Here is a 21,218-nt window from a genome sequence, read left to right as displayed (position 1 = left end):
GCGCGGCGGCGAGCGCCGGTGCCAGTGCGAAGTCCTGTCCGCAAGCTTGCCGGCATGCGCTGGAAACCACGCCCCGGAGCTTCCGGGCACAGGCCCCGCGCAAACGGAAAACGGGGATTATCGCACGGTTTTCGTTCGCTTCCGGCAGTTTTTAGCCGGGAACGGACTCGGAACCGGGTCCGGCGGCGGCTGGCGCGGACCCGCCCGCGTCCCCCGCCAGCCCCTGCCGCAGGGCGCGCACCAGCAGCCGCGCCGGATCGACGGCCTCGGCCAGCTCCAGCTCCAGCGGCAACGGCTCCCCGTCGATCTGGCTGGCCAGCAGTTCGGCGCCCAGTGCGGCCCATGTGAGGCCGCGCGAGCCATATGCAAGGGCCGCGTACAGGCCGGGCAGGCGCGGCACGTCGCGCAGGCGCGCGCCGCGCAGCGCCGCGGCGTCCTGCGAGGCGCGCGCCTCGTCGGCGATGCGGCCGATCAGCGGCAGTCGGTTGTGCGACACGCTGCGCACGCCGACGTAGCCGTCCAGCGCGGCCGCATCGAGCCGGCCCGCGGCGCCGGCCAGCCCGGGCAGCAAGGCGCCGAGCTTGGCGAGGTTCTCGGCATGCACGCCGGCGCGCGCGCCCTCCGCGCCGTCCTCGGCGTCGGCCGGCTCGTAGCTGGAGCCGACCCCCGCGCTGCCGTCGGCGGCGCGCGGCAGCAGGTAGCCGGTGCCCGTGACCACGCAGTCGGGCCAGGCGCCAAGCTGCTCGACCTGCGCCGCCGCCAGCGTGGTCAACTGCCCGCGCACCCGGTCGATCGTCACGTGGCGCAGCGGCAGCAGCCGCAGCGCTTCATGCGCATTGGCCAGCACCACCACCGGCGCCCGCGCCAGCACCGCGCCGGCCGCGTCGAGCGCCAGCCAGCCGTCGCCGTCGCGCGCCAGCCGCGCGACGCGGCAGCCGAAGCGCGCCGTCAGCGCCGCCCCGGCCTGCGCCAGTTGCGCGCCGCAGATGTCGGGCGGCGCGGCCCAGCCGCCCTGCTCGAACCACAGCCCGCCCAGCGGCACCGCCGCGGCGTGCCGGCGCGCCGCTTCCTCGGCCGGCATCCAGCGCGCGAAGGCCGCGGGAAACCCGAGCGCGGCCAGCGCGGCCTGCTGGATGCGCGCGTCTTCCTCGCCGGCGCCGGTCTGCAGCACGCCGCACTCGTGCCAGCCCGGCGCGTGGCCGGCCGCGGCCAGCGCGGCCCAGTGGCGCAGCGAGGCGAGATTGCCGGCGCGCGACAGCCGCGACAGGATGCTGTCGTCCGACGACAGGTGCGGATGCATGGCCGCCGCGCGATGGGCCGAGGTCAGCCGCGCCGGACCGTCATGCGCATCGAACAGCGTGACGCGCCAGCCGCGCGCGGCGAGGCGCTCCGTCACCGCGCAGCCGGCCAGCCCGGCGCCGACCACGATCGCATGGCGCTCGGGCCAGGCCGCGGGCGCCGGCGGCGGATGCCGGCGCCGGGCGCGCTCGGCGGGGAAATGCCCCACCGTCATGTGCCATTTGCTGCCGTAGCCGGTCGCGCGCCGGGCCTCGAAGCCGGCGGCCTGCAGGCCGCGGCGCACGAAGCCGGCCGCGGCGTAGGTCGCCAGCGTGGCCTCGGGCCGCGCCAGCCGGGCCAGCCGCTTCATCAGCGGCGGCTGCCACATCTCGGGATTGCGCTCGGGCGCGAAGCCATCGAGGTAGAACGCATCGGCGCCCAGCACCAGCCGCGGCAGCATGGTGTCGATGTCGCCGAAGGCCAGCGTCAGCACCACCGCCCCGCCCTCGAACGCCAGCCGGTGCATGCCCGGCAGCGCCAGCGGCCACGCCTGCTGCAGCTGCTCGGCCAGCGGAGCCAGTTCGGCCGCGCCGGACATCCTGGCATGGACGGCGGCCAGGCCGTCGCGCGTAAACGGATGCTTCTCGACGGAAACGAAATGCAGGCACCGGCAGCGCCGCGGATCGGCCCGCCACGCCTGCCACGTCGCCAGGAAATTCAGGCCCAGGCCGAAGCCCGTCTCCAGGATCACGAACTGGTCGCGCCCGCCCCACGCCTGCGGCAGGCCGTTGCCGCCGAGGAACACGTGGCGGGCCTGCGCGAGGCCACCCTCGTCGCTGTGGTAGACGTCGCCATAGCGCGTCGAATAAGGCGGCCCGGCATCGGAGAAGACGGGTTCGGCGGGATCCAGTGAGCGGGACATGAAGCGGGCAGGAACGTCTGGCATGAGGGGAATCGGGAGAAATTCCGGGCAAACGCACCGGAGAAATCCACCGGGAATCCAGCCAGCGGGGGCGGACAGGGCGGACGGCCCCGGGTGGCGGCGATGGTAGCATAGCGCCCTGCGCCGCCGCCCTGCCCGGCATCCACCGCCCGGCATCCGCGCGCTCCTGCCGCTCTTTTTGCTGCGCTTTTGCCGCCCCTCGGCCGCTCTTTTTGCCGTCTTTCGCCCGCCTTGCCATGTTCAGCTACCGTCACGCCTTCCACGCCGGCAACCACGCCGATGTCCTCAAACACGCCATCGTGGTCCAGTTGCTGGAGCAGTTGACCCAGAAAGACAAGCCGTTCTGGTATATCGACACGCATGCCGGCGCCGGGCTGTACGCGCTGGACCATGCCTACGCGCAGAAGAAGGGCGAGTTCGAGACCGGCATCGCCCGGCTGTGGCAGGCCGCCGCCAAGCGGCCCATGCCCACCGTGCTGGAGGACTACCTGGAACAGGTGCGCACGCTCAACCCGGATGGCAGTCTGCAGCACTATCCGGGCTCGCCGTGGCTGGCCTGGCAGATGCTGCGCGACGCCGACCGCCTGCGCCTGTTCGAGATGCACCCCACGGAAATCCAGGTGCTGCGCGACAACTTCCGCGGCGCCGGCCGCCGCGTCATGCTGTACGACGGCGACGGCTTCACCGGCATCAACGCCATCCTGCCGCCCCCGCCGCGCCGCGCGCTGGTGCTGGTCGACCCCTCCTACGAGGACAAGCAGGACTACGCCCGCGTGGTGCGCACGCTGCAGGACGGCCTGCAGCGCTTCGCCACCGGCATCTATGCCATCTGGTATCCCGAGGTGCAGCGCCGCGAATCGGTGCAGTTGCCGGTGCAGCTCAAGAAGCTGCCGCTCAAGAGCTGGCTGCACGTCACGCTCACGGTCAAGCAGCCGGTGGCCGGCGGGCTGGGCCTGCACGGCAGCGGCATGTTCATCGTCAACCCGCCGTGGCGCCTCAAGGAAAACCTGGAAGCGGCCATGCCCACGCTGGTCTCGCTGCTGGGCCAGGATGCCGGCGCCGGCTTCACGCTCGAAGCGCGGGAAGACTGAAGTCATGACGGTGCCGATGATGGCACTGCCGATGGCACCGACAGCACCGACGGCACCGACAACGGTGCGACATAGGCGCCGGGAAAACCAGATCTAAGCATCTTCTACTTGGCCCGCGCCCGCTAAGACCGTAGCATCGATCCCCAAAACCTCGGCGCGAGGCTGCGGCATGGCACGTGCGTGACACAGGCCTGAAACACGCCTGACACACACGGAATATGCCGGCACGTACCCGAACGCACGAGGCACCATCGGCATGGCAGGCCGCCGCCAGCGCGGCCACCGTGCGCACGGACAGGACCGGACACCACAGGACCGGCCGCCGGACATCGGGTACAAGGGTCATATGAAAACACTCAGCGGAGCCGGCAACGGCTGGACAACGGACGCCGACGCGGCCGACCGGGGAATCTGGAAGAACACCATCGCCGCGGCCAGCCATGCGCTGGAAACCGTCGCGCTGATCGAGCACGGCGTCGGCATGACGCTGCGGCTGCAGCGCAAGGTCCGCGAACTGCGCGAGCGCCTGCGCACCACGCAGGCCGAACTCGACCGCTACCGCGACCTGCACGCCCTCGCACTCGAAGCCCTGCGCGCGGCCGAGCCGCCCGCGGCGGAGGACGCCGGCAAGCTCCGCGCCGACGGCGAAGCGCTGCGCCTGCGTCACCGCGCCTACAAGCTGCTGATCGAGCACTACGCCCGCACCGGCTCGCCGATCGACCTCGCCGTCTTCGCCGCCCAGCGCCGCCAGGTGCTCCAGCACATCCTGTTCCAGCAGCGCCGCGGCGTGCCGCCCGCGCAGATCAGCGTCGACGACATCGCCTTCCTGCTGCGCTAGGCACACACTCGGACAATTCCGTATCCGGCGCGGACTTCGATATACTGTATATGCATACAGTCATGGAGACGCTGCGCCCGGCCACGGCAGGACGCAGGCGTCGCCCGATCCCAGCCGCCGCCAATGCCATCCGCAACCCGCCGCATCGCCCACCTGGACATGGACGCGTTCTACGCCTCCGTCGAACTCCTGCGGTACCCGGAACTGCGCGGCAAGCCCGTGGTGATCGGCGGCGGGCGCAACGCCACGCCCGAGACGCTGCCCGACGGCAGCCGGCGCTTTGCCCGCCTGCGCGACTACGCCGGCCGCGGCGTCGTCACCACCTCGACCTACGAGGCGCGCGCGCTCGGCGTCTTCTCCGCGATGGGCATGATGAAGGCCGCCCAGCTCGCGCCGGACGCCATCCTGCTGCCCACCGACTTCGATTCCTACCGGCACTACTCCCGCCTGTTCAAGGCCGCCGTCCACGCCTTCACCGACCAGATCGAAGACCGCGGCATCGATGAAATCTACATCGACCTCAGCGACGTGCAAGGCGAGCCGGCCGAACTCGGCACGCGCATCAAGCAGGCCGTGCGCGAAGCCACGCAACTGAGCTGCTCCATCTGCATCGCCCCCAACAAGCTGCTCGCCAAGATCGGCTCCGAACTCGACAAGCCCGACGGGCTCACCCTGCTCACCGCCGCGGACATCCCCGCGCGCATCTGGCCCCTGCCCGTGCGCAAGGTCAACGGCATCGGTCCCAAGGCCACCGAGAAGCTCGCCGGCCTGGGCATCGCCACCGTCGGCGACCTCGCCCATGCCGACCTCGGCCTGCTGCAAAGCCACTTCGGCCGCAGCTACTCCGCGTGGCTGGCGGAAACCGCCCAGGGCCGTGACGACCGCAGCGTGGTGGTCAGCGCCGAACCCAAGTCCATGAGCCGCGAAACCACCTTCGAGCGCGACCTCCACCCGCGCCAGGACCGCCAGGCCCTCTCCGAAATCTTCACCGGCCTGTGCCAGCGTCTGGCCGAAGACCTGCACCGCAAGGGCTATGTCGGCCGCACCGTTGGCGTCAAGCTGCGCTACGACGACTTCCAGACCGTCACGCGCGACCTGAGCCTGCCCGAGCCCACCGCCGACGCCGTGCAACTGCGGCGCGCCGCCACCGAATGCGTGAAACGGGTCACGCTCGACCGCAGGATACGGTTGCTGGGCGTCAGGGTCAGCGCGTTGACGGTGGCCGGAGAAGACGACCTCGCGCCGTTGCCTGTGCAAGGCGAATTGCCGTTCGATGAAGCCGGCTGAGCGGGTGCCCGGCGCGCAAATTACGAACAAGTACGCAATATCGAGATGATTCAGTATTCCGCTTAGGAAAATTCGCCAGCCATTGCCTCACTGTGTTGATGGATTCTAGTAAGCCGGCGCGCAACCGGCGCATTTCCATCCATCGATTCAAAGAGACACCATGTCGGAAGCCAGATCGCCGGAAAGCACGCTTGCCCTGCCACCCTCCGCCATCGCCCTGTGGCAATGGCTGCGCCGGCACTGGAGGCGGATGGCGATCTTCGCCCCGGCCGTGGCGTTCCTCCTGTTCTCGGTCCTCTACCTGGCCAGCGCAAGCTACAAGAGCGACGGCTTTCTGCGGGCCAGCCGGAAGCTGGCGGAATACAACGCCCAGCGTGCCGCGTTCGCCGACAAAAGCGCCTTGCAGCGCTTTCTCCTCAGCGAAAAACTGGAAGCCGATGCCAACGGCAGCTACCTGACCCACTCCCTGCAGGAAAATTTTCTCCGCAAGCACGTCACGCCCGTGCTGCCCTACTCCAAGGCGGAGCTCGGCTACCTCAACAACACCAAGACCCCGCTCGACCCCGACATCCTCGGCTTCCACATCTCCATTGCCGCCACCTCGCCCGCCGACGCGGCGGCCAGGGTGGAAATCCTCGGCGACTTCCTCAAGGACACGATGCTGCGCCAGGAACTGACTGAAATCGTCCACACCAAGGCCGCCGAATTCAAGTCCCGGAAGCAGCAGATCGACAACCAGATCATTGCCAAGCGAATCGAGCTCCGACAGGAAACGGAGCGGCTGAAGTCCCTCAAGGTCATCGCCGGCCGATACCCCGGCGCCGACCGGCTGGAGTCCCGGCAACTGCTCTCGTCCGATGCCGCCAGCTCGAAATACCTGTCGCCCGTGGCGCAACTCGTCGGTGCGGAATCCGCCATCGCCGACCTGCGCATGCAGCTCGTCTCGCTCGAGCGGGACGCCGCCCAGAACGCACTGCGCGAGACCTTCTTCGCGCGCGCGGAAGCCCTGGCCACCCCGCCCAGGTCAGGCAAGGCGATGCTGGCCGGCTACCTGGCGCTGCAAAAAGACGTGTTCGACGGCACCGACCTGAAAGACGACGACATCCGCGAAGTCTTCAACGACGTCGGCCTGATTGCCGAAGAGCTTCGCACCCGGCACCTCGTCAACGCGCATTTCGCCTCCGGACCAACCCTGCCCGACCGGCGCACCGGCCCGGGGATGCCGGCGATGGCGGTGCTTTCGTTGCTCGGTGGATGCGTGATTGTGGCGGTGGTGCTGTTCGGGCTGGATTTCGTCAGGCGGGCGAATGGGAAGGATGCCGCCCTGGCGCCGGCAATTGGGTAGCCGGGGCTGTGGGAGGGGTGCGGGAGAAAGACTTTGGTTCGAAGGAGAGCACGCCTCCTGCGCCTCAACGTGTGCGCCGCGTAATACCCATGAGCATACGAATACTATCCTTGCCCGCCGATGTTTCGTGTGTAAAATTACACACAAGCAGCCGAAAAGACAAACAGATGAACTCATCTGACCTTATCCGGATGCTCGAGCAAGACGGGTGGAAAATGGTTCGCACCAAAGACAGCCATCACCACTTCAAACACCCCACGAAGCCACTCCTGGTCACGGTGCCGCACCCGAAAAAAGATCTGCCACTCGGAACGGTGCGCAACATCCTGAAGACCGCCGGCCTGTAGGCCGGTGATTCTTCCCCCGGAAATACGGCTCGCGGGTCAGTCGGAACGCAACAGAAAGGAGTATCGACATGGAATTTCCCATCGCAATCCATAAGGACGATGGGAGCGTCTATGGAGTGACCATTCCGGACGTGCCGGGCTGCTACTCCTACGGCGACACCATCGAGGACGCCATCAGAAACGCAAGAGAGGCCATCGGCAGCCACATCGAGACGATGGTCGAGCCGGGCGAGGAGGTGAACTTCGTTTGCTCGTCCATCGAAGAACTCGCGGCCAGAGAAGAGTTCGCGGGCGCAGTATGGGCGCTGGCCGATGTTGACGTGACCAAGCTGGACGCCAAGCCGGAACGCATCAACATCAGTCTGCCGCGCTTCGTGCTGCACAAGATCGACACCTACGTCGAGAAGCGCCATGAAACCCGCAGCGGCTTCATCGCCCGGGCGGCACTGGCGGCGCTGGCCCACGAAGCCTGACGCATCGGATCGCCCTGCACGGCCGACGAACCGAAGCAGGTCGCCAGATTGGGGGTCTTGCGATTTCGTGTGGTTTACATCGGAATGGGTGGTGGTGCGAGGGAGGGGACTCGAACCCCTATCATTCCTTATAAACAAATGGTGAAATCCAAAAAGCTGGCAAAAAGCTGGAAAATCAGTCCTGCTCCATCATGACCTGACGACCTCCGGCGCGACCAGCTATACTGTATATATATACAGTACAGGAACGATGCCATGCACTCTCGCGGCAACAACAGAGTCTGGGCGCAGGCTGTCCTCGATGGCAAGATGAACGAGCAGGAACCGAAGCGCCCGACAAAGGCTTTCCGGAAGCCACTGACGGCAGCCGAGTTGCGCGCTATGCTCAAGAGCAACCCTTCCCCCGAAGTGCATGCGTTGCTTTGGGAGGTGGCGCGCCTGCGAGCGCACGTCCGCCGCGGCAGTCAGCTGTACTCCTGCGTAGTGCAGAACGATCCGATCACGAGACGACTGTTGCCCCATATCATTGACGCGATGGAACGCGAATTGAAGGGCGAGCCATGCCTGCTGCAGGATGAGCCGGGCGGCATGCCGGTGGAACTTGACGATTTCTTCAATGCTTGCTGGTAGAGATGGAAAATCTATGTGCACGAACTACGCTCCGTTGCAGCGCCAGGTTCTGCTCCAGATATTCGGCGTCGAGCCGCCGCCCCAGGAGTGGAAGCCCGAGACCTACCGCGACTACCCGGCACCCATCGTGCGCGCCGACGCCGACGGCCACCGCGAGTGCGTGCTGGCCGGCTTCGGCATGGTGCCGCGCGCGGAAATCAAGTGGCGCAATGAGGAGGCGGAGCGAAGGACCGGCGCGCCGCCCAAGTTGAAGGACTATGACACGATGAACGCGAGGCTTGAGACCATTGGCTCCCGCGGCTCATTCAAAGGGCCGTGGGCAGCCGGCCAGCTCTGCCTCATTCCGGCCGCAGGCTTCTATGAGCCCTACTACGAGTCGGCAAGCGCCCCATCGGTGCGTTGGCGCATCTACCTGGCCGCCGGCGAACCGTTCGCCATCGCCGGCCTGTGGAGTGCCCGCTCGGACGGCGCGCTGACGTTCACCATGCCGACGGTCAATGCGGAGAGCCATTCGCTGTTGAGCCGGTTCCATCGGCCAGGGAAAGAAAAGCGTGGCGTGGTCGTGCTGCCGCGCACCGAGTGGGACGACTGGCTGCTCTGCCGCGATCCAGAGCGGGCGCGCACCTTCCTACGGCTCTACCCAGCCGAGGGAATGGCCGCCGAGACGGCGCCACTTCAGCCTCGCGCCAAAGTTCAGGCGCGGTAAGACGACCTAATGGTTCTGTAACAGCATCCACGCTCGCCGGATGAGGGCTATCCGCATCACTTTGGCTTGATCCTCTTCTCCAGATCGATGATCGACTCCATGACCGCGGTCGTCTGCTTGTCGACTGCCTCCATAGCCGCCGTCCGGTCCGCCTCTTTCATGCCGGGCGCCTGCTCGATCTGATCCTTGGTTTTGCGCAGTTTGCTGATCGCCTGCTGGGACTTGTCGATAGCCTTCGACAGCTGCAACTCTGGATGCTTGGCCAGGTAGCCGGCGGCGTCGCCGCCATCCTTGATGCGGCCAGAAAACTCGTTGCGCTTCTCGTTGACCTCGCGCACCACATTCCAGTACCGGCCAGCGGTATCGGCGTCGCCCTCGAAGTCGCCATAAAAGCGGCCGATGATCGGCTTCTTGTATTCGGGCACATCCTTTCCCTTCACCATCAGTTCAGTCGTCTGGTAGACCTTGTTCACCTCTCGTCCGAGTCCGCCGGTGACGGTGCCGAAGATGTAGTCAAGCTGATCTGGGGTAGGAGACACCAGCCCGGGGGTATAGGCGGTTCCACCCGTGGCCCAGTTCGCGCCGAAGGCGATGCCCTTCGATACCGTGCTGGCCGTGTCCTTGGCGCGCTGGAAGCCGGGCTTCGGGCGCATGGCATTCTGGTCTTCCTTGAAAATCGCCTTCCCGGTGAAGTCCTTGTTCTCGGCCAGGGCGACAATGGGGTCGGCAACAGTCGGCGCCAGGATCTGCGCGAAGGTGCCGGAGCCCAGTGGGTTGGCGTTGTCCAGCAGCACGCCCAGCAGGTCGGGCAACTGCTTGCGCCACTTCTCGCCACCTGTCCTGACAGCCTCCGTCAGGATGCGGCCGATGTTCGGTAGCACGTTGAAGCCCAGCGGCATCGGGATCATCGCGTAGGACTTGCCCATCGGGATGATGAAATTGCGCTGCTTCGTGAATTCCGGGATGGCGTCCCAGTCGTCCTCATCCATCGCGGCCGCGGCGACCAGCGCCTGGATGACGCCGAACAATATGCCACCGACGATGATCGCCTTGCCGTGGCGTGTGTGCGGGTCCAGCGTTTCCATCATCCGGGCGGTGCCCTGCACTGCCGCGTTGAAGAAGGCGTACAGCGAGCCAAGCTCCCGGCCCATGCGCCCGCGCCGATTGAAGTTGACCGTCAGGTTCTTCGCAACGCTGCCCGCGCGCTCCTCGCTCAGGCCCTTGTCGAGAGCCGCCTTGAAGGCAGTAAGCCGGATCGCATTTTCGATTGCCGTGTTGTAGTGGTCTAGCCAGTTCAGCGTGTAGTCGAGAGCCTTGCGCGGTGCGCCGCGATCCAGGGAATCGATTTCCTTCTGCAGGGACTCAGCCTTGTCCTTGCCTGTGCGGAAGATTTCCCGGTACCCCGTGGTACCGCCGGCAAGTTGAAGCTGCTCGTACAGTTTGGCCCACGGGCTTGCGCTGTTGTCGTGCCGCTCCACCTGCCAGATGGCCCGCATGGCAGACGGCGCATTGAGCAATACGAAGGATCGCTTGTCGGAAATGGGCGTCGTGGTCAGGTTGAGCGCAGCTCCCTGGACATCGCGCACCGCATTGAGCAAACCGAAGACCGGGTTATATTGGGTGTTGATGGCTGCCAGGTAGCGCGTGGTCCGGGCAACTGCGCCCATGATTTCGCCAAAGGGCTGGACGTCCAGGTTCTTGAGCGAGGACGCAATGCGCATCGCGCGTGGGTCCTTCTCATTGAAGGCAATCGAGCGATCTTCGCCCCGCACGCGCAGCACGATGACGTTATCCCGGCTCAGGTAGGATGGGTCAGGGATCTTGATGACCTTGCCGGTCGTCGGATGAATCTTCTGCACCGTGGGCGGCTTGTCCGTGGTCCAGAATCCCGGATTGACGTTGGTCAGGGCCAGGCCGTAGAGCGCCAGCGTGACGCGGTTCTTCTCACCGCGGGTAATCGCCGCCTCTCGCGCCAGTGCGACGTTCGCCAGGATGTCGGCCACCTTGCGGCCGGAGCCCATTGCCCGCTTGCTGGCCGATCCCTTGACGGAAAAGCCCTGCCCGATTGGCGTGATGCCGTCCATGTCCTCACGCTTGAGCGGCACGTAGTGCTTGTACGTGCCGGACCATGCCTTGATGGTGTCCGGGTTCTCCAGCCCATATTGAATCAGCACCTGTTGCGTGCCGGCATTCATGGCGTCGACGCGCGCAGCCAGCGCCTTGAGATCGGCTAGTTTGGCCTTGTCCATGCCCTTGACGATGACCTCGCCGGCGGAGTCCTTCACGTCGGCACCAGCGAAGTAGCTGGCCGCCTGCCGGTCGGTCAGGCCGGAGCCGCCATCCGGGAAGTCGGGGTTGATGCTGGCGATCTGGGCATTGCGCTCACGGGCGTGGCGAGCCCACAGGAAAGCCTCCAGTTCCTCCATGCTGATCTTGCGCACGCGCAAGTCCTCGATGAGGGGACGCAGTTCGCGCTGGAGAAATTGGGCGGTGCGTGCCGCGACGCGCCCGTGGTAGGACTCTTCCTTCTGGTAGGCATCGAACGATTCCGGGATGCTCCCGACCTGCTCGCGGATGGCGGTCTGCACGCGCCTCAGGTCGATCTGCCTGTCCTGCAGTTCGTAGATCAGGCGATCCATCCGAGTCGGGTCAGGCGCCTGCCAGCGCGCGCCGGCCGAGCGGCTGAAGAGAGGGCCGAGATCCCCGGCTACCAGTTGACCCGACTGTCGTAAAGCTCGTGCCAGTAGTCCGGATTTTTGGCTGCTCGTTGCGCGTGCCAAGCTTGCGAGCACAACGCTTGCCGCAACCGTTCGGCTCCCCGCGCGCGCCGTACCACTTCCTCGGGGGGCAAGCGCCGGGAGATCGCCGCGAGCCACTTCGACGTTGCCGTCAAAGAATTTAGCTCGGTCAAAATCGTATCGGACATTGCGCAGTTCGGGGTTGAGGTGGTGGAGGGTCTCGGCAAAGTTCTTTGCGAGTGCGGCCAACTTGTCCGCGTCGCTGCCCCTCCATTCTAGCGGAGGAATGCCCTGGTCCGGCAAGCCTTTGATCTGCTCTGGCGCCGGCTGGAAATGTTCGGTGGCACCGAAGCGCAGCGCCGAGCCGAGCATGTGATAGGTCCGGCGCACGATGGCGGCCGGGCTCAGGCCCGCGGGGTCGCCGATGAACCGCTTGCGCGTGTTCAGAGCGTAGTTGGCGACAGCCTGGTAGATGGCATCGCCACCGCTACCGGGGTCCAGCCGGCTCACATCAAGCCACACATCGCGGCCGCGCTCGAAGACGTAGGCATCCTGGTCGTTGCTGGTGCGCACGAGCGTGCGGCGCTCCGCACCAGATTCATCGCGCTCGTCCTCGCGCGTTGCATCGCCCACGACCTTGATCGTAGGGTCAATATCTGCCAAGACCCCATCCAAGGTATGGGCACCACTCGGTGGCCACTTGAACAGTTCGTCATGTGCCGCAAGTTCCGTCATCACCTCGGTGGCGAAGCGATAGTCATCTGCCGCCGCCGAATCTTTCCGCGAGAGCGCCATCGCTCCGCGGTCGGCGAGAACATGCGTCTTCCCCTTGCCGGTCACGCCGAATACTGCCGCGCGCGCGTCGCGCAGCAGCGCGAACGTCTCTGCCTCGCTCCTGCCCTCCAGCCAGTCGGCGACGGCATGCAGGCCGATCTTTCGCAGACCGGCCTGCAGAGCCGCGAGCAGCTTGCGCACTGGGCCCGCCACCGGCACGGTTGCCGCCATATCCGCCAGCGCCTCCTCGACCGAAAGGAGTTCCGCGTTGTTGCGCGCCTCCGCGGCGGACTGGCCGGCAGCCATGTTCATCTCGATGGTGCTGTCGCCGTAGTCGTCAAACCATGCGCGGGCGGCCGCGGCAATCTTCGGATTCGCGCGACGGATGCGCCCCATCATCTCGGCATACTGCTCGCCTGGCAGGATGGCCCGCATACCCTTGTGGCCATAGACCTCGTGGAAAACGACCTCCTGCGCGCGCTCGAGGCTGGGCAGGTTGTCGGCGATCAGGTAGACCTTGTCGGACTTGGGCAGGTAGAAGCCCTGGGCACGACCATCCTCGCCGGCGGCGCGAAGGTTCGCAGCCAGGTGCGCAGGAAGACCATCGACCGACTGGACGATCTCGACGCCGCCCTTGGGTCCGTTCGTCCATTGCTTGATGATGGGAGCGAAATTGGCGCGCAGATTGTCCGCAGCCATCCGTCCAGGGCGGTCGGTTCGCTTGAGAATCGGCGAGTCTTCCGGCTTGCCTCCCCTCGCTACCGGGCCTGCCTCCGCACGTGCGATGCGCGCCTGCTTCTCGGTCTTGGGCTTGTCCTTAGCGGAATTCCCCTGCTTCTCCACCTTTCGCCTGAATTCCTCGCTCATGGCTTCAGCGCGTGCGCCGTTCCGCTCCTCAAGCCCCTTTGCGAGATCCTCGGCCAGAAGACCGAGCTTCTCCGTATCCCCTGCGGCACGCGCCCTCTCGCTTTCCCGAAGGAGGGCGGCATATGCTCGCTCAGCCTTCAGTTGCCTCTCGGTCTTGGGCTTCTGCCGCTCGACCGACGATGTTGCGGACGCCTCTACTTTCCTTGCTTGCGCATGCGCCGCACTGGCCTGTTTCTCCGTCTTCGGCCTACCCACCTTGGGATTCAGGGGCTTGGTGGTGTCGCCTTCCTTGAGCCAGGATTTGAATTGATCCATGCTCATGGGCGTGATGGCGCCGGCGCCCTTCCAGCCCTGCTCGTAGTTGGCGAGATACCCAGCGCGCGCCGCTGTCAGCGACGAAAATCCGAGCAGCACCTTATGCTCATCGAAATTGCCGGTGCGCGGATCGATCTGGTCGACGACGAACACCCTGCCGCTCTCGGGCTTGGGTCCGATGAACACGTCCACATGGTCGCCATCGGCACCCTCCGTGCGCTTCAAGTACCCATAGTGGTTCGCCATCTCCACCGACCATGCCTTCCCGCCGGCGTCGGTGCCGCTGCGGGTCGAGCCGCGCGGGTTCTCGATGGTGATGTCGAGTCCGTGGAGCGTGGTGTGCCCCATCTTGTAGTTGCCGGCCTGCTTCTGGGCATCCGTCGGCTCTGGCAGGTCGTTCTGCGGCGACGTAGCGGCCTCGTGTGCGGAAGCGTCCAGAACGGCAGCCGGAGCATGCTGCTCGATCACCGATCGCACCCCGCGCTCATTTGGCGCAGTGACGATGCCATCGCGCTCCATCTGCACCAGCATGCCAGCGGCGGTGCTGTAATCCGTCCGCAGGTTGCGCTGAATGACGGCTACGCTCGGGCTCCGCGATTTACGAACGACATCCACGGCTTGCGCATAGCGGTCGCTCAGTGCCGACTGTCCGTCAGTGGCTCCGTCTGCACCAGGAACAACGTCAGCACCAGCGACTCCAGCCGGAGCGGCACTGGCTCGTCCGCCGTCACTGCCTTGTACAGGTCCGGCACGTCCCGCGGCAAGATCAACTCCCACTCCTGCATCCGGCGCAACGCCTCGTGGATCGACAGGCTCGGCCGGCACAGCACTCGCGCTTCCATTCGGCTCTCCACGGGCGGCCTCGGCCGCGAGAATGGCGTCAGACATCGCGGCGATGTCGGGGGATTCTGCTGCCTGTGGCGTCGCGGCTGGCGCTGTCGGCATTGCTGCCTCAGTGGCCTGCGGCGGCGCGGAATCGGTGGCGCCAGATTCAGCCGCCGCCGGCACGGCTCCAACGTCAGCCTGAGCGGGCTGGGCCGGAGCAGCGGGTGCCGACGCTTCCGCCGGCAGAAGGTCGGCCGTGTCCATGCCAGTTTCCGCCGCCATCTCGCGCACTACCTGCTCGGCCGCGGCGGTGCTGGCGTGTTTCTGTCGCGCCGGCGGTTGGAAGAAGGTGGCAGCCTTGCCCATCGCCTGCTCGCGCGCGCGCTCCTCCTCAAGTTCCTGGCTCGTCTGCGTCGGCGCCCCCTGGAGATGGCGCACCCCGGCCGACACACCGGTCGTACCCCCCATCATCAAGCCGCCCTGCATCACGGTCTGGGCCAGCGTGTCGCCGGCCTGCTGCAGGTACTGCGCCAGCCCGGCCTCCAGGTTCATGCCGATACCCGGCACCTTGTCGGTCAGGAACTGGCCGAGCGTGGTCAACTGCTCGCCCGGGATCTCGCGCAACATGCCGCGGGCGAGCACGGTGGCAATGTCCTGCGTCGGTGCGCCTCTGGTGGCCAGCTTCAGCGCCTGCATCGTCTGGCCGAGTCCGAATTTCTCGCCAATGACTTCGAAGGCACCATAAATGCCGGCGCGCGTCGCCGCCTGCCCGCCATCCAGCCCCTGCGCGCGGCCGCTTCCGTACTCCTGACCGAACGTCTGGGTGAACATCGCGGCGAGCGGCAGGGCTTCGGTACCCGTGGCCATACCGGCCAGCAGAGCCGGCAACTGCCGCGCGATCGAGGACACGGCGCCCTCGAAATTGCGCTGGAGCCCGTCTCCCCGCTCGCCAATGGCGGCAGTCGTCCGCTGCGCATCGGTCACGCCCTGACGCGCGATGTCAGCGAATTCCTGATTGCCGGTGGCGTCGAATAGGGCCTGCGCCAGCCCGAGCGATCCTTGGCGGTAGCCTTCGTACCCTTTCACGGCGGCGCGAATCACCGGGTTGGAGAATACGGGGTCCTTATTGAAGCGCCCCTGCGTCTCGAAGTCGAAGTTGCTCGGGCCGGCAGTCCCCAGTTCCGTGCCCGGCACCTGCCCGGCGGCGGCGCCATAGCGCGCGAAGTTCTCCGCGACCTTGGGGTCGGCGCCGGCAGCGGTCAAGCGCGCGGCCCGCGCCTCAGCGCGCGTATCGAATTTACCGGCCGTCTCTCCGGTCGGCGCCGCCGCGAACTGCCCGGCGCGTTCGCGCGCGAGCTGGCCGACCACGCCTTCGGCCTGCACCATTTGCTGGCGCTGCTCCGGGGTAGCAGCATCGAATGCGCGGCCCACCTCTGCACGGAAGGCGGGGGTGACAGGTGCCAGCGATGCCCCGGGCGAGGCAGGCACAGGGCTCGCACCAGCCACGCCGATCTTGCTCGCCTCCGGGCCGGCCACAGCCAAGATCTCCGCTGCGCCAGTCCCTGCAGGATCACCACCCGCTGCCCCGCCGCTCGGTAGCACCGCATTCAAACCGCTGTTGATCGCGCCGACAGCGCGATCGAGCAACCCCGGCTTGGCTGCCGCTGGCGCGCCGGCGCCCTCGATCTGGGTGGCGCGCTGCAGGAAGGCCTCACGCTGGCTGTCTCGCTCAGCAGGCGCCAGATGCGGCGCCACATAGCGGTCAAAGTAGGCATCGCGCGCCTGCGTCTTCTGGGAGTCGTCGAGCCCGGCCCACTGCGGCTTGGCGATGAAGTCACGGTACTTGGGCGCCTTGCTGATGTCAGGCGCCGGCTCGGCCGCCTTCGCCTCCGAAGCCACCGCGCCACCCACGCGCGCCACCAGATCGCGGACGTAGGACGAGACGGTCTTGCCGCTGCCGTCCTTCTTGTCAACTTTGTAGGGGGTATCGCCGCTCGGGTTGACGTTCCCCTCGCCGGAGAAGTAGCCCACAGCCAGGCGCGCCGGATCGACACCGAACTGATCGGACATGCGCTTGAGGTAGCGGACGCCGACGCGGAAGTTGTCTTCGGGGTTGTCGATGCGCTCGCCGGGCTTAGCGATACGCTTGAAGGTGTCGGGCGTGACCTGCATGCCGCCCTCGGCGCCATCGATACTGCGCACGGCGTTCGTGCCGCCCGTCGACTCCTGGCCGTAGATGCCCAGAGCCGTCGGTTTGATATTGTCGGCACCTTCCTCCGCGATGATGCGGTCGATGGTGGTGCTATCCAGCGGCGTCGTCTTGCCGCCCGCGCGCGGAGCCCCCGCTTTGCCTTGCGCTCCAGTCGGTGAGTTCGTGAGGGAGAGACTACCGAAATCCTGGAGCGCCATGAGCTTTACCCGCTATTCAAAGAGTGATTGCACCTTCGGGTCGAGTGTATTGGCGGGGTTGGAATTCGAGGCTGCCCCACGGCCACCGCCGTTCAGGCGGTCGTACATACCGCCGAAGATGCCTTCCTGCTCGCGGATCCTGTCTTCGCCCATGCCGGGCAGCATGGAGCCCTTCATCATGTCCGCGATGAATTCTGCCTTGCTCTTGCCGCGCGCCGTGCGCATCTTGCTGAATGCGTCCGTGGGGTTCTTCGCGATACCCGAATCGACCATGTATTTCATGGTGGCCACCTCGGCCGGGTCGCGGTTGACCCCTTCTTTGTTCGCCTCCGGCGAGGTGAAGACCGGCGTTGCATTGCCACGTGCATCGGTCTTGATGAGGCTCTTGCCAACCACCTTGTAGTCGTATTTCGTGCCCATCTGGCGGATGCGGTCCATGTCGGCTGCGCCAAGGGCCACGATGGGCTTGCCGCCGGACAGGATTGCGATCTTCTGCTGGCCATCCGGACCGTTGACCATACGAACGTCATCCGCCAGTGGGCCGGGCAGATCGCCCAGCGCGCCAGCCTTCACGATGGAGTTGAAGTAGTCCAGCACCTGGCTCGGCGCGCCGGTGTCGATCACGTCGACCAGCTTGTGCATCGCCATCGTCTGCGCCGCCTGGTTGGTGATGGCGCCCTCGATGCGCTGCTGACGCAGCTTCTGGCCGAACATCGCATAGTCCTGGTCCGCCTGCTGGCCCTGCATGTCGACCTGCTTGCGGGCTGTCTCCTGCTGGCGCGGCAGCGTCTCCTGCTGGAAACCGAGTTGCGCGCTGGCCAAGTCTGCACGCTTCGGCACAAGACCCAGCTCCGCCGTGCTCTGCGCCGTGCTGAGCTGGTTGGCAGCGGTCCGCGCCGCCGCGGCGTCGCCGAGCCCTGCTTGATTCGCGTCCATCTGGGCGGTGCCGTAGTCGCGCTGGCGGTCCTGGTAGTTCTCCGCCTTGATCTGGCGGTCGCGTGCCTGGTATCCGCCATAGGCCGCAAGGCCAAGTCCGAGTTTCGACATGGAACCCCCTTAGAGCCCGAAGGACAGCGGCAAATTGCTGCCCGCCGAATAGTTGCCGCTGGCAAAGCCATAGCCAGAAGACGAGCCGCCGAACGTACCGCTACCCAACCCCGGCGAGTTGGCGCTGTTCCATGCCGACGACAGGCCGCCGATGATGTCCCGGGTCGCGCCACCCAGGCCGGCCGCTTCGTTCATGCTGCGGTTGTATGCGGTGTTCGCTTGGTTAGCGCTCTGCTGCGACACGGCAGCAAGCCCCGTTGCCGCCTGGGCCGGCAACCCCTTCCCGAGGCTCAGCATGTCGGACTTGCGAGCCCATGCGGTGTCTTGCACCTGCTTGCGAGCACCGTTCTGGGCGACGGCATCGGCTGCCGCTTGATCACGGTCCAGTCCGGCCACGCTCGACGCATACGCAGCCGAAGTGGGGTCAAGTCCTGGCGTGCGGGTCAGCCGATCACGAGCCTTGCCATACGACTGCGCGACGGTGCCTGCTGCCTCTCCGGCCGCCCGCTCGTATTGAGCCGGGGAGTCGTAATTCTGGGCCGCGCTGACCATTGAATCTTCCAGCGGCGCATAGACGGTCTTGTACCGATCCCACTGATCCTTGGCGATTTGCGCCTGCATGCGTGTCGCTTCCGACGAGGCAGCATTCGCCGCTCCGGCCCCGCCATCGTCCGCCATCGCGCCAGTCACCAGCGCCCCACCCACAGCAGCAGCTACTCCCCACGGCACGATTCATCTCCTTGGATCAGCACCCGGTCCACCTTGTCCGGATCGGTTTCATCGGTCGCATGGATGCAGAACCACGTCACATCCTCGATGGCGGTAATGGAGTGGTTGACGCCCGCCTCGATCTCGATGCAGGCCGGCGCATGGAACAGCCTGCTGCGCCCGTCCGTGGCCACCACCGCCGATCCGGCGGCGAGGATGCTCAGGTGGCTGTAGGTGTGCTTGTGCGAGATGGCCATGTGCCCCTTGGGCAGGTGCATCTGCTTGGCGTACACCCCATTCGAGAAGTGGTGGACCGTGCGCAGGTCGGTCTGGTCGCGTTTCGCGAGTTCGCGCATCATGCCTTCGATCATCGGTCGCGCCTCGTGCAAACGATCAGGGTGATACGGTCATCATCGCCGTCGTTCCATACCTCGTGATCGACGGTGTTGTCGAACCAGAACACGTCGCCGGCCTGCATGCTTACCGTCTCGCCCTCGACACGGTTGAAGCACGCGGGGTTCGATTGCAGCACCACGTAGAGCTTCGTGTTGAAGTGTTCGACGTGCCAGCCGTGGTCAACATGCGGCTCAATGCGGCCGCCGGGCGGGATCTTCGTGATCAACACGCCCCCGAGCTGCACCGCCTCGACGCGCGCCATCAGCCCGAAGATGATCGGGCGGAGCTGCGGCAACGCATCGTAGGCCGGATACCAGATCGGGTAGTGGGGGTCGTTGAAGTGCGTCAAGTCGCCATCGGCAAACTTCCGGATGTCGTTGTACCGCACCCAGATGTCCGACATGGCTGCATGCGGCGTCGCCGGCGCGATCTTCCTCGGCGTGAATTGGTCCCACAGTTCCGGATGCTGCTTGATCGCGAGCAGGAGCGGAGCGACATCGAGGCCGGCATGGATTTGCTGGAAGTGCTTCATGGGCTGGCTGGTTTAGGCGATACCTGATCCTAGCCCGCGCACCCTAATTCGAGTCGCCCGGCTTGGGGTACTTCGCCTTGACGGCATTGATTTGCTGCATCGTCGATTGCGTCTCGGGGTCCAGCAGCGATGGATCGAGCTTGGCCAGCGTCTTCCAGATGGCATCAAGCTGATCGCCTTCCTTTGGGTACTCGGCACGGCGCATGACGTCATAGGTAAATTCTGACGGCTTGCCAGGAATTTGGCGCAGTTGCCCGTCGACGACCTCCCAATCCCCCATCGGGATCGCATCCACCTCGAGATAGTCCTCCCCATCAAATGCGTTGAGGGCTGCCTCGTCTTCGCCGCAATAGGTGAATTGTCGAACGCGGCCAGTGGCCTTGCTGTAGATGGCAATCTTCACCGCTTGGCTCCAAGCAAGGCAATGTCGGCCGAGTACCAGTTGATGAGGACCGCATTCCCAACCTGTATCGAGTAGGTCCCGCCTGCCGATGCCGACGAGTCAAAGCAACAGATTGGCACCGCCAGGGAAGGCGTGGTGATGCCCGCGGATACCGCCAGCGTCGCACCGACTTCAGCCAGCACAGTGCTGTCCCGGCAAATTCGGATGGAGCACCCGGAATCCGTGGTCGCCCACACATTCACGACCCCGAAGATGATGGCGGCTGCCGGGCCGGCCGGCATGACGACGGATGCGACAGCCACGAAGGTGGAGCCGGTCGAGCCCGATCCACCATGCGCGCCCCTCGGCACGGTCACAGCGTCACCGCGGATCTTGAGCGTATCCACCTCGGCATCGCCGATCTTCGCATTGGTAATCGCCGCATCCTGAATCTGAGCGGTCCCAATCGCTGCGTTCTGAATGTGGGCCTGCCGGATCGATGCAAAGTCGATCTGCGCTTCACCGATGGATGCCACGGCAATCGCCGCCGCATCGATGTAGACCCCCGGCGGCACGATGTACCCATTCACCACCTGCGTGGTGGTCGTCACGATGAACGGGATGCGTACCGGCACCCCCGGCCCCGTCGGCGAGCCGATGGCAAAGCGGTCGGCTCGGAAGATGAATTCCGAGAATGGCGTACCGTTGTTGGCTGTGCTGATCAGCCCGAAGCCCGACACATACCCGTTCGCGTCGATCTTGACTGAGTACTTGCCCATGATGTTGCCGTCGGCATCGGCGCGGGTCTGAGCCTCCTCCTGCAGCGCCACAGACTGATCGCCGACCGTCGATTCCAGCGTCGTGAGTAGCTGTACCAGCGACGAAACGGCATTGGACCGAACAGTGCGCTCCTCGTCCAGTTGGGCAATCACCCCGCTACCCGGCGCATCCACGCGGTCGATTCGCTCCCCGAGCGCCTTGAACAGCGGCGACTCCATGACCTGGGCTTGCAGATCGGTGATCACGCGCGCGATGTCGGACGGCTTGATCACCGGGAAGGTGCCGCCCTGTGACTGCCGCGCGCCGCCCGCCGAGAGGCCGCCGGTGCCGGCCTTGGCAACGCTGCCCAGTTCGCCGCGGGTGACGAATGCCGAATCCGAGTCTCCAGTCTGGCCATTCCGGACATTCAGGATGTCGGCAATGGCCCGCAGCACCAGATAGACATTCTTGTCGTTGATGCTGCCGAGGGCGCTCTCGGGAATCGAGGGGACGGGAGGAGACGCCATC

General features: G+C 66.0%; 16 protein-coding genes. 8 read left to right on the top strand and 8 right to left on the bottom strand.

Annotation, left to right across the window (positions count from 1 at the left end):
- Positions 1 to 151: 151 nt before the first annotated feature.
- Complete coding sequence (gene mnmC, locus ACWTPI_RS09240; protein ID WP_454731521.1) at positions 152 to 2,200, bottom strand: bifunctional tRNA (5-methylaminomethyl-2-thiouridine)(34)-methyltransferase MnmD/FAD-dependent 5-carboxymethylaminomethyl-2-thiouridine(34) oxidoreductase MnmC; 2,049 nt, start codon at positions 2,198 to 2,200, stop codon at positions 152 to 154.
- A gap of 257 nt (positions 2,201 to 2,457) precedes the next feature.
- On the opposite strand from mnmC, the gene ACWTPI_RS09235 reads away from it, so the two are divergent.
- The 8 genes from ACWTPI_RS09235 to ACWTPI_RS09200 all read left to right on the top strand — a co-directional run bounded on the left by ACWTPI_RS09235 (position 2,458) and on the right by ACWTPI_RS09200 (position 8,938).
- Positions 2,458 to 3,312: a 23S rRNA (adenine(2030)-N(6))-methyltransferase RlmJ gene (locus ACWTPI_RS09235; protein WP_454731520.1), complete on the top strand. Its 855-nt coding sequence runs from the start codon at positions 2,458 to 2,460 to the stop codon at positions 3,310 to 3,312.
- Between the two features lie 346 nt (positions 3,313 to 3,658).
- Positions 3,659 to 4,150, top strand: a complete 492-nt coding sequence (locus tag ACWTPI_RS09230) for a hypothetical protein (protein WP_454731519.1) — start codon at positions 3,659 to 3,661, stop codon at positions 4,148 to 4,150.
- A gap of 123 nt (positions 4,151 to 4,273) precedes the next feature.
- Complete coding sequence (dinB, locus tag ACWTPI_RS09225; RefSeq protein ID WP_020207163.1) at positions 4,274 to 5,437, top strand: DNA polymerase IV; 1,164 nt, start codon at positions 4,274 to 4,276, stop codon at positions 5,435 to 5,437.
- Between the two features lie 160 nt (positions 5,438 to 5,597).
- A complete protein-coding gene (locus ACWTPI_RS09220) occupies positions 5,598 to 6,782 on the top strand; it encodes a hypothetical protein (RefSeq protein WP_454731518.1) in 1,185 nt (394 codons plus the stop codon).
- Positions 6,783 to 6,949: 167 nt separating this feature from the next.
- A complete protein-coding gene (locus ACWTPI_RS09215; RefSeq protein WP_454731517.1) occupies positions 6,950 to 7,129 on the top strand; it encodes a type II toxin-antitoxin system HicA family toxin in 180 nt (59 codons plus the stop codon).
- A 68-nt stretch (positions 7,130 to 7,197) separates the two neighbouring features.
- A complete protein-coding gene (locus ACWTPI_RS09210; protein ID WP_454731516.1) occupies positions 7,198 to 7,602 on the top strand; it encodes a type II toxin-antitoxin system HicB family antitoxin in 405 nt (134 codons plus the stop codon).
- 255 nt (positions 7,603 to 7,857) lie between these two features.
- Positions 7,858 to 8,232, top strand: coding sequence for a hypothetical protein (locus tag ACWTPI_RS09205; RefSeq protein WP_454731515.1), 375 nt, complete (start codon positions 7,858 to 7,860; stop codon positions 8,230 to 8,232).
- 13 nt (positions 8,233 to 8,245) lie between these two features.
- The gene (locus tag ACWTPI_RS09200) at positions 8,246 to 8,938 is read left to right on the top strand and encodes an SOS response-associated peptidase (RefSeq protein ID WP_454731514.1); all 693 of its coding nucleotides are present in this window, start codon (positions 8,246 to 8,248) and stop codon (positions 8,936 to 8,938) included.
- A 56-nt stretch (positions 8,939 to 8,994) separates the two neighbouring features.
- On the opposite strand, the gene ACWTPI_RS09195 is transcribed toward ACWTPI_RS09200, so the two are convergent.
- The 7 genes from ACWTPI_RS09195 to ACWTPI_RS09165 all read right to left on the bottom strand — a co-directional run bounded on the left by ACWTPI_RS09195 (position 8,995) and on the right by ACWTPI_RS09165 (position 21,217).
- Positions 8,995 to 16,866: an LPD38 domain-containing protein gene (locus ACWTPI_RS09195; RefSeq protein WP_454731513.1), complete on the bottom strand. Its 7,872-nt coding sequence runs from the start codon at positions 16,864 to 16,866 to the stop codon at positions 8,995 to 8,997.
- A 12-nt stretch (positions 16,867 to 16,878) separates the two neighbouring features.
- Positions 16,879 to 17,913 (bottom strand): hypothetical protein, encoded by a 1,035-nt coding sequence (locus ACWTPI_RS09190; protein ID WP_454731512.1) that lies wholly within the window; start codon positions 17,911 to 17,913, stop codon positions 16,879 to 16,881.
- A 9-nt stretch (positions 17,914 to 17,922) separates the two neighbouring features.
- A complete protein-coding gene (locus ACWTPI_RS09185) occupies positions 17,923 to 18,534 on the bottom strand; it encodes a hypothetical protein (protein WP_454731511.1) in 612 nt (203 codons plus the stop codon).
- A 92-nt stretch (positions 18,535 to 18,626) separates the two neighbouring features.
- The gene (locus ACWTPI_RS09180; RefSeq protein ID WP_454731510.1) at positions 18,627 to 18,992 is read right to left on the bottom strand and encodes a cupin domain-containing protein; all 366 of its coding nucleotides are present in this window, start codon (positions 18,990 to 18,992) and stop codon (positions 18,627 to 18,629) included.
- Complete coding sequence (locus tag ACWTPI_RS09175) at positions 18,989 to 19,549, bottom strand: aspartyl/asparaginyl beta-hydroxylase domain-containing protein (RefSeq protein ID WP_454731509.1); 561 nt, start codon at positions 19,547 to 19,549, stop codon at positions 18,989 to 18,991. The genes ACWTPI_RS09180 and ACWTPI_RS09175 overlap by 4 nt, the downstream gene beginning before the upstream one ends.
- Positions 19,550 to 19,592: 43 nt before the next feature.
- The gene (locus ACWTPI_RS09170) at positions 19,593 to 19,952 is read right to left on the bottom strand and encodes a hypothetical protein (protein ID WP_454731508.1); all 360 of its coding nucleotides are present in this window, start codon (positions 19,950 to 19,952) and stop codon (positions 19,593 to 19,595) included.
- The gene (locus tag ACWTPI_RS09165; protein WP_454731507.1) at positions 19,949 to 21,217 is read right to left on the bottom strand and encodes a phage tail tip fiber protein; all 1,269 of its coding nucleotides are present in this window, start codon (positions 21,215 to 21,217) and stop codon (positions 19,949 to 19,951) included. Before ACWTPI_RS09165 ends, ACWTPI_RS09170 begins: the two co-directional genes overlap by 4 nt.
- Between the last annotated feature and the right edge of the window lies 1 nt (position 21,218).

The organism is Cupriavidus ulmosensis (assembly GCF_977008105.1).
Note: the sequence above shows the minus strand (reverse complement) of the source record. Positions and strands in the feature narration are given on the sequence as shown.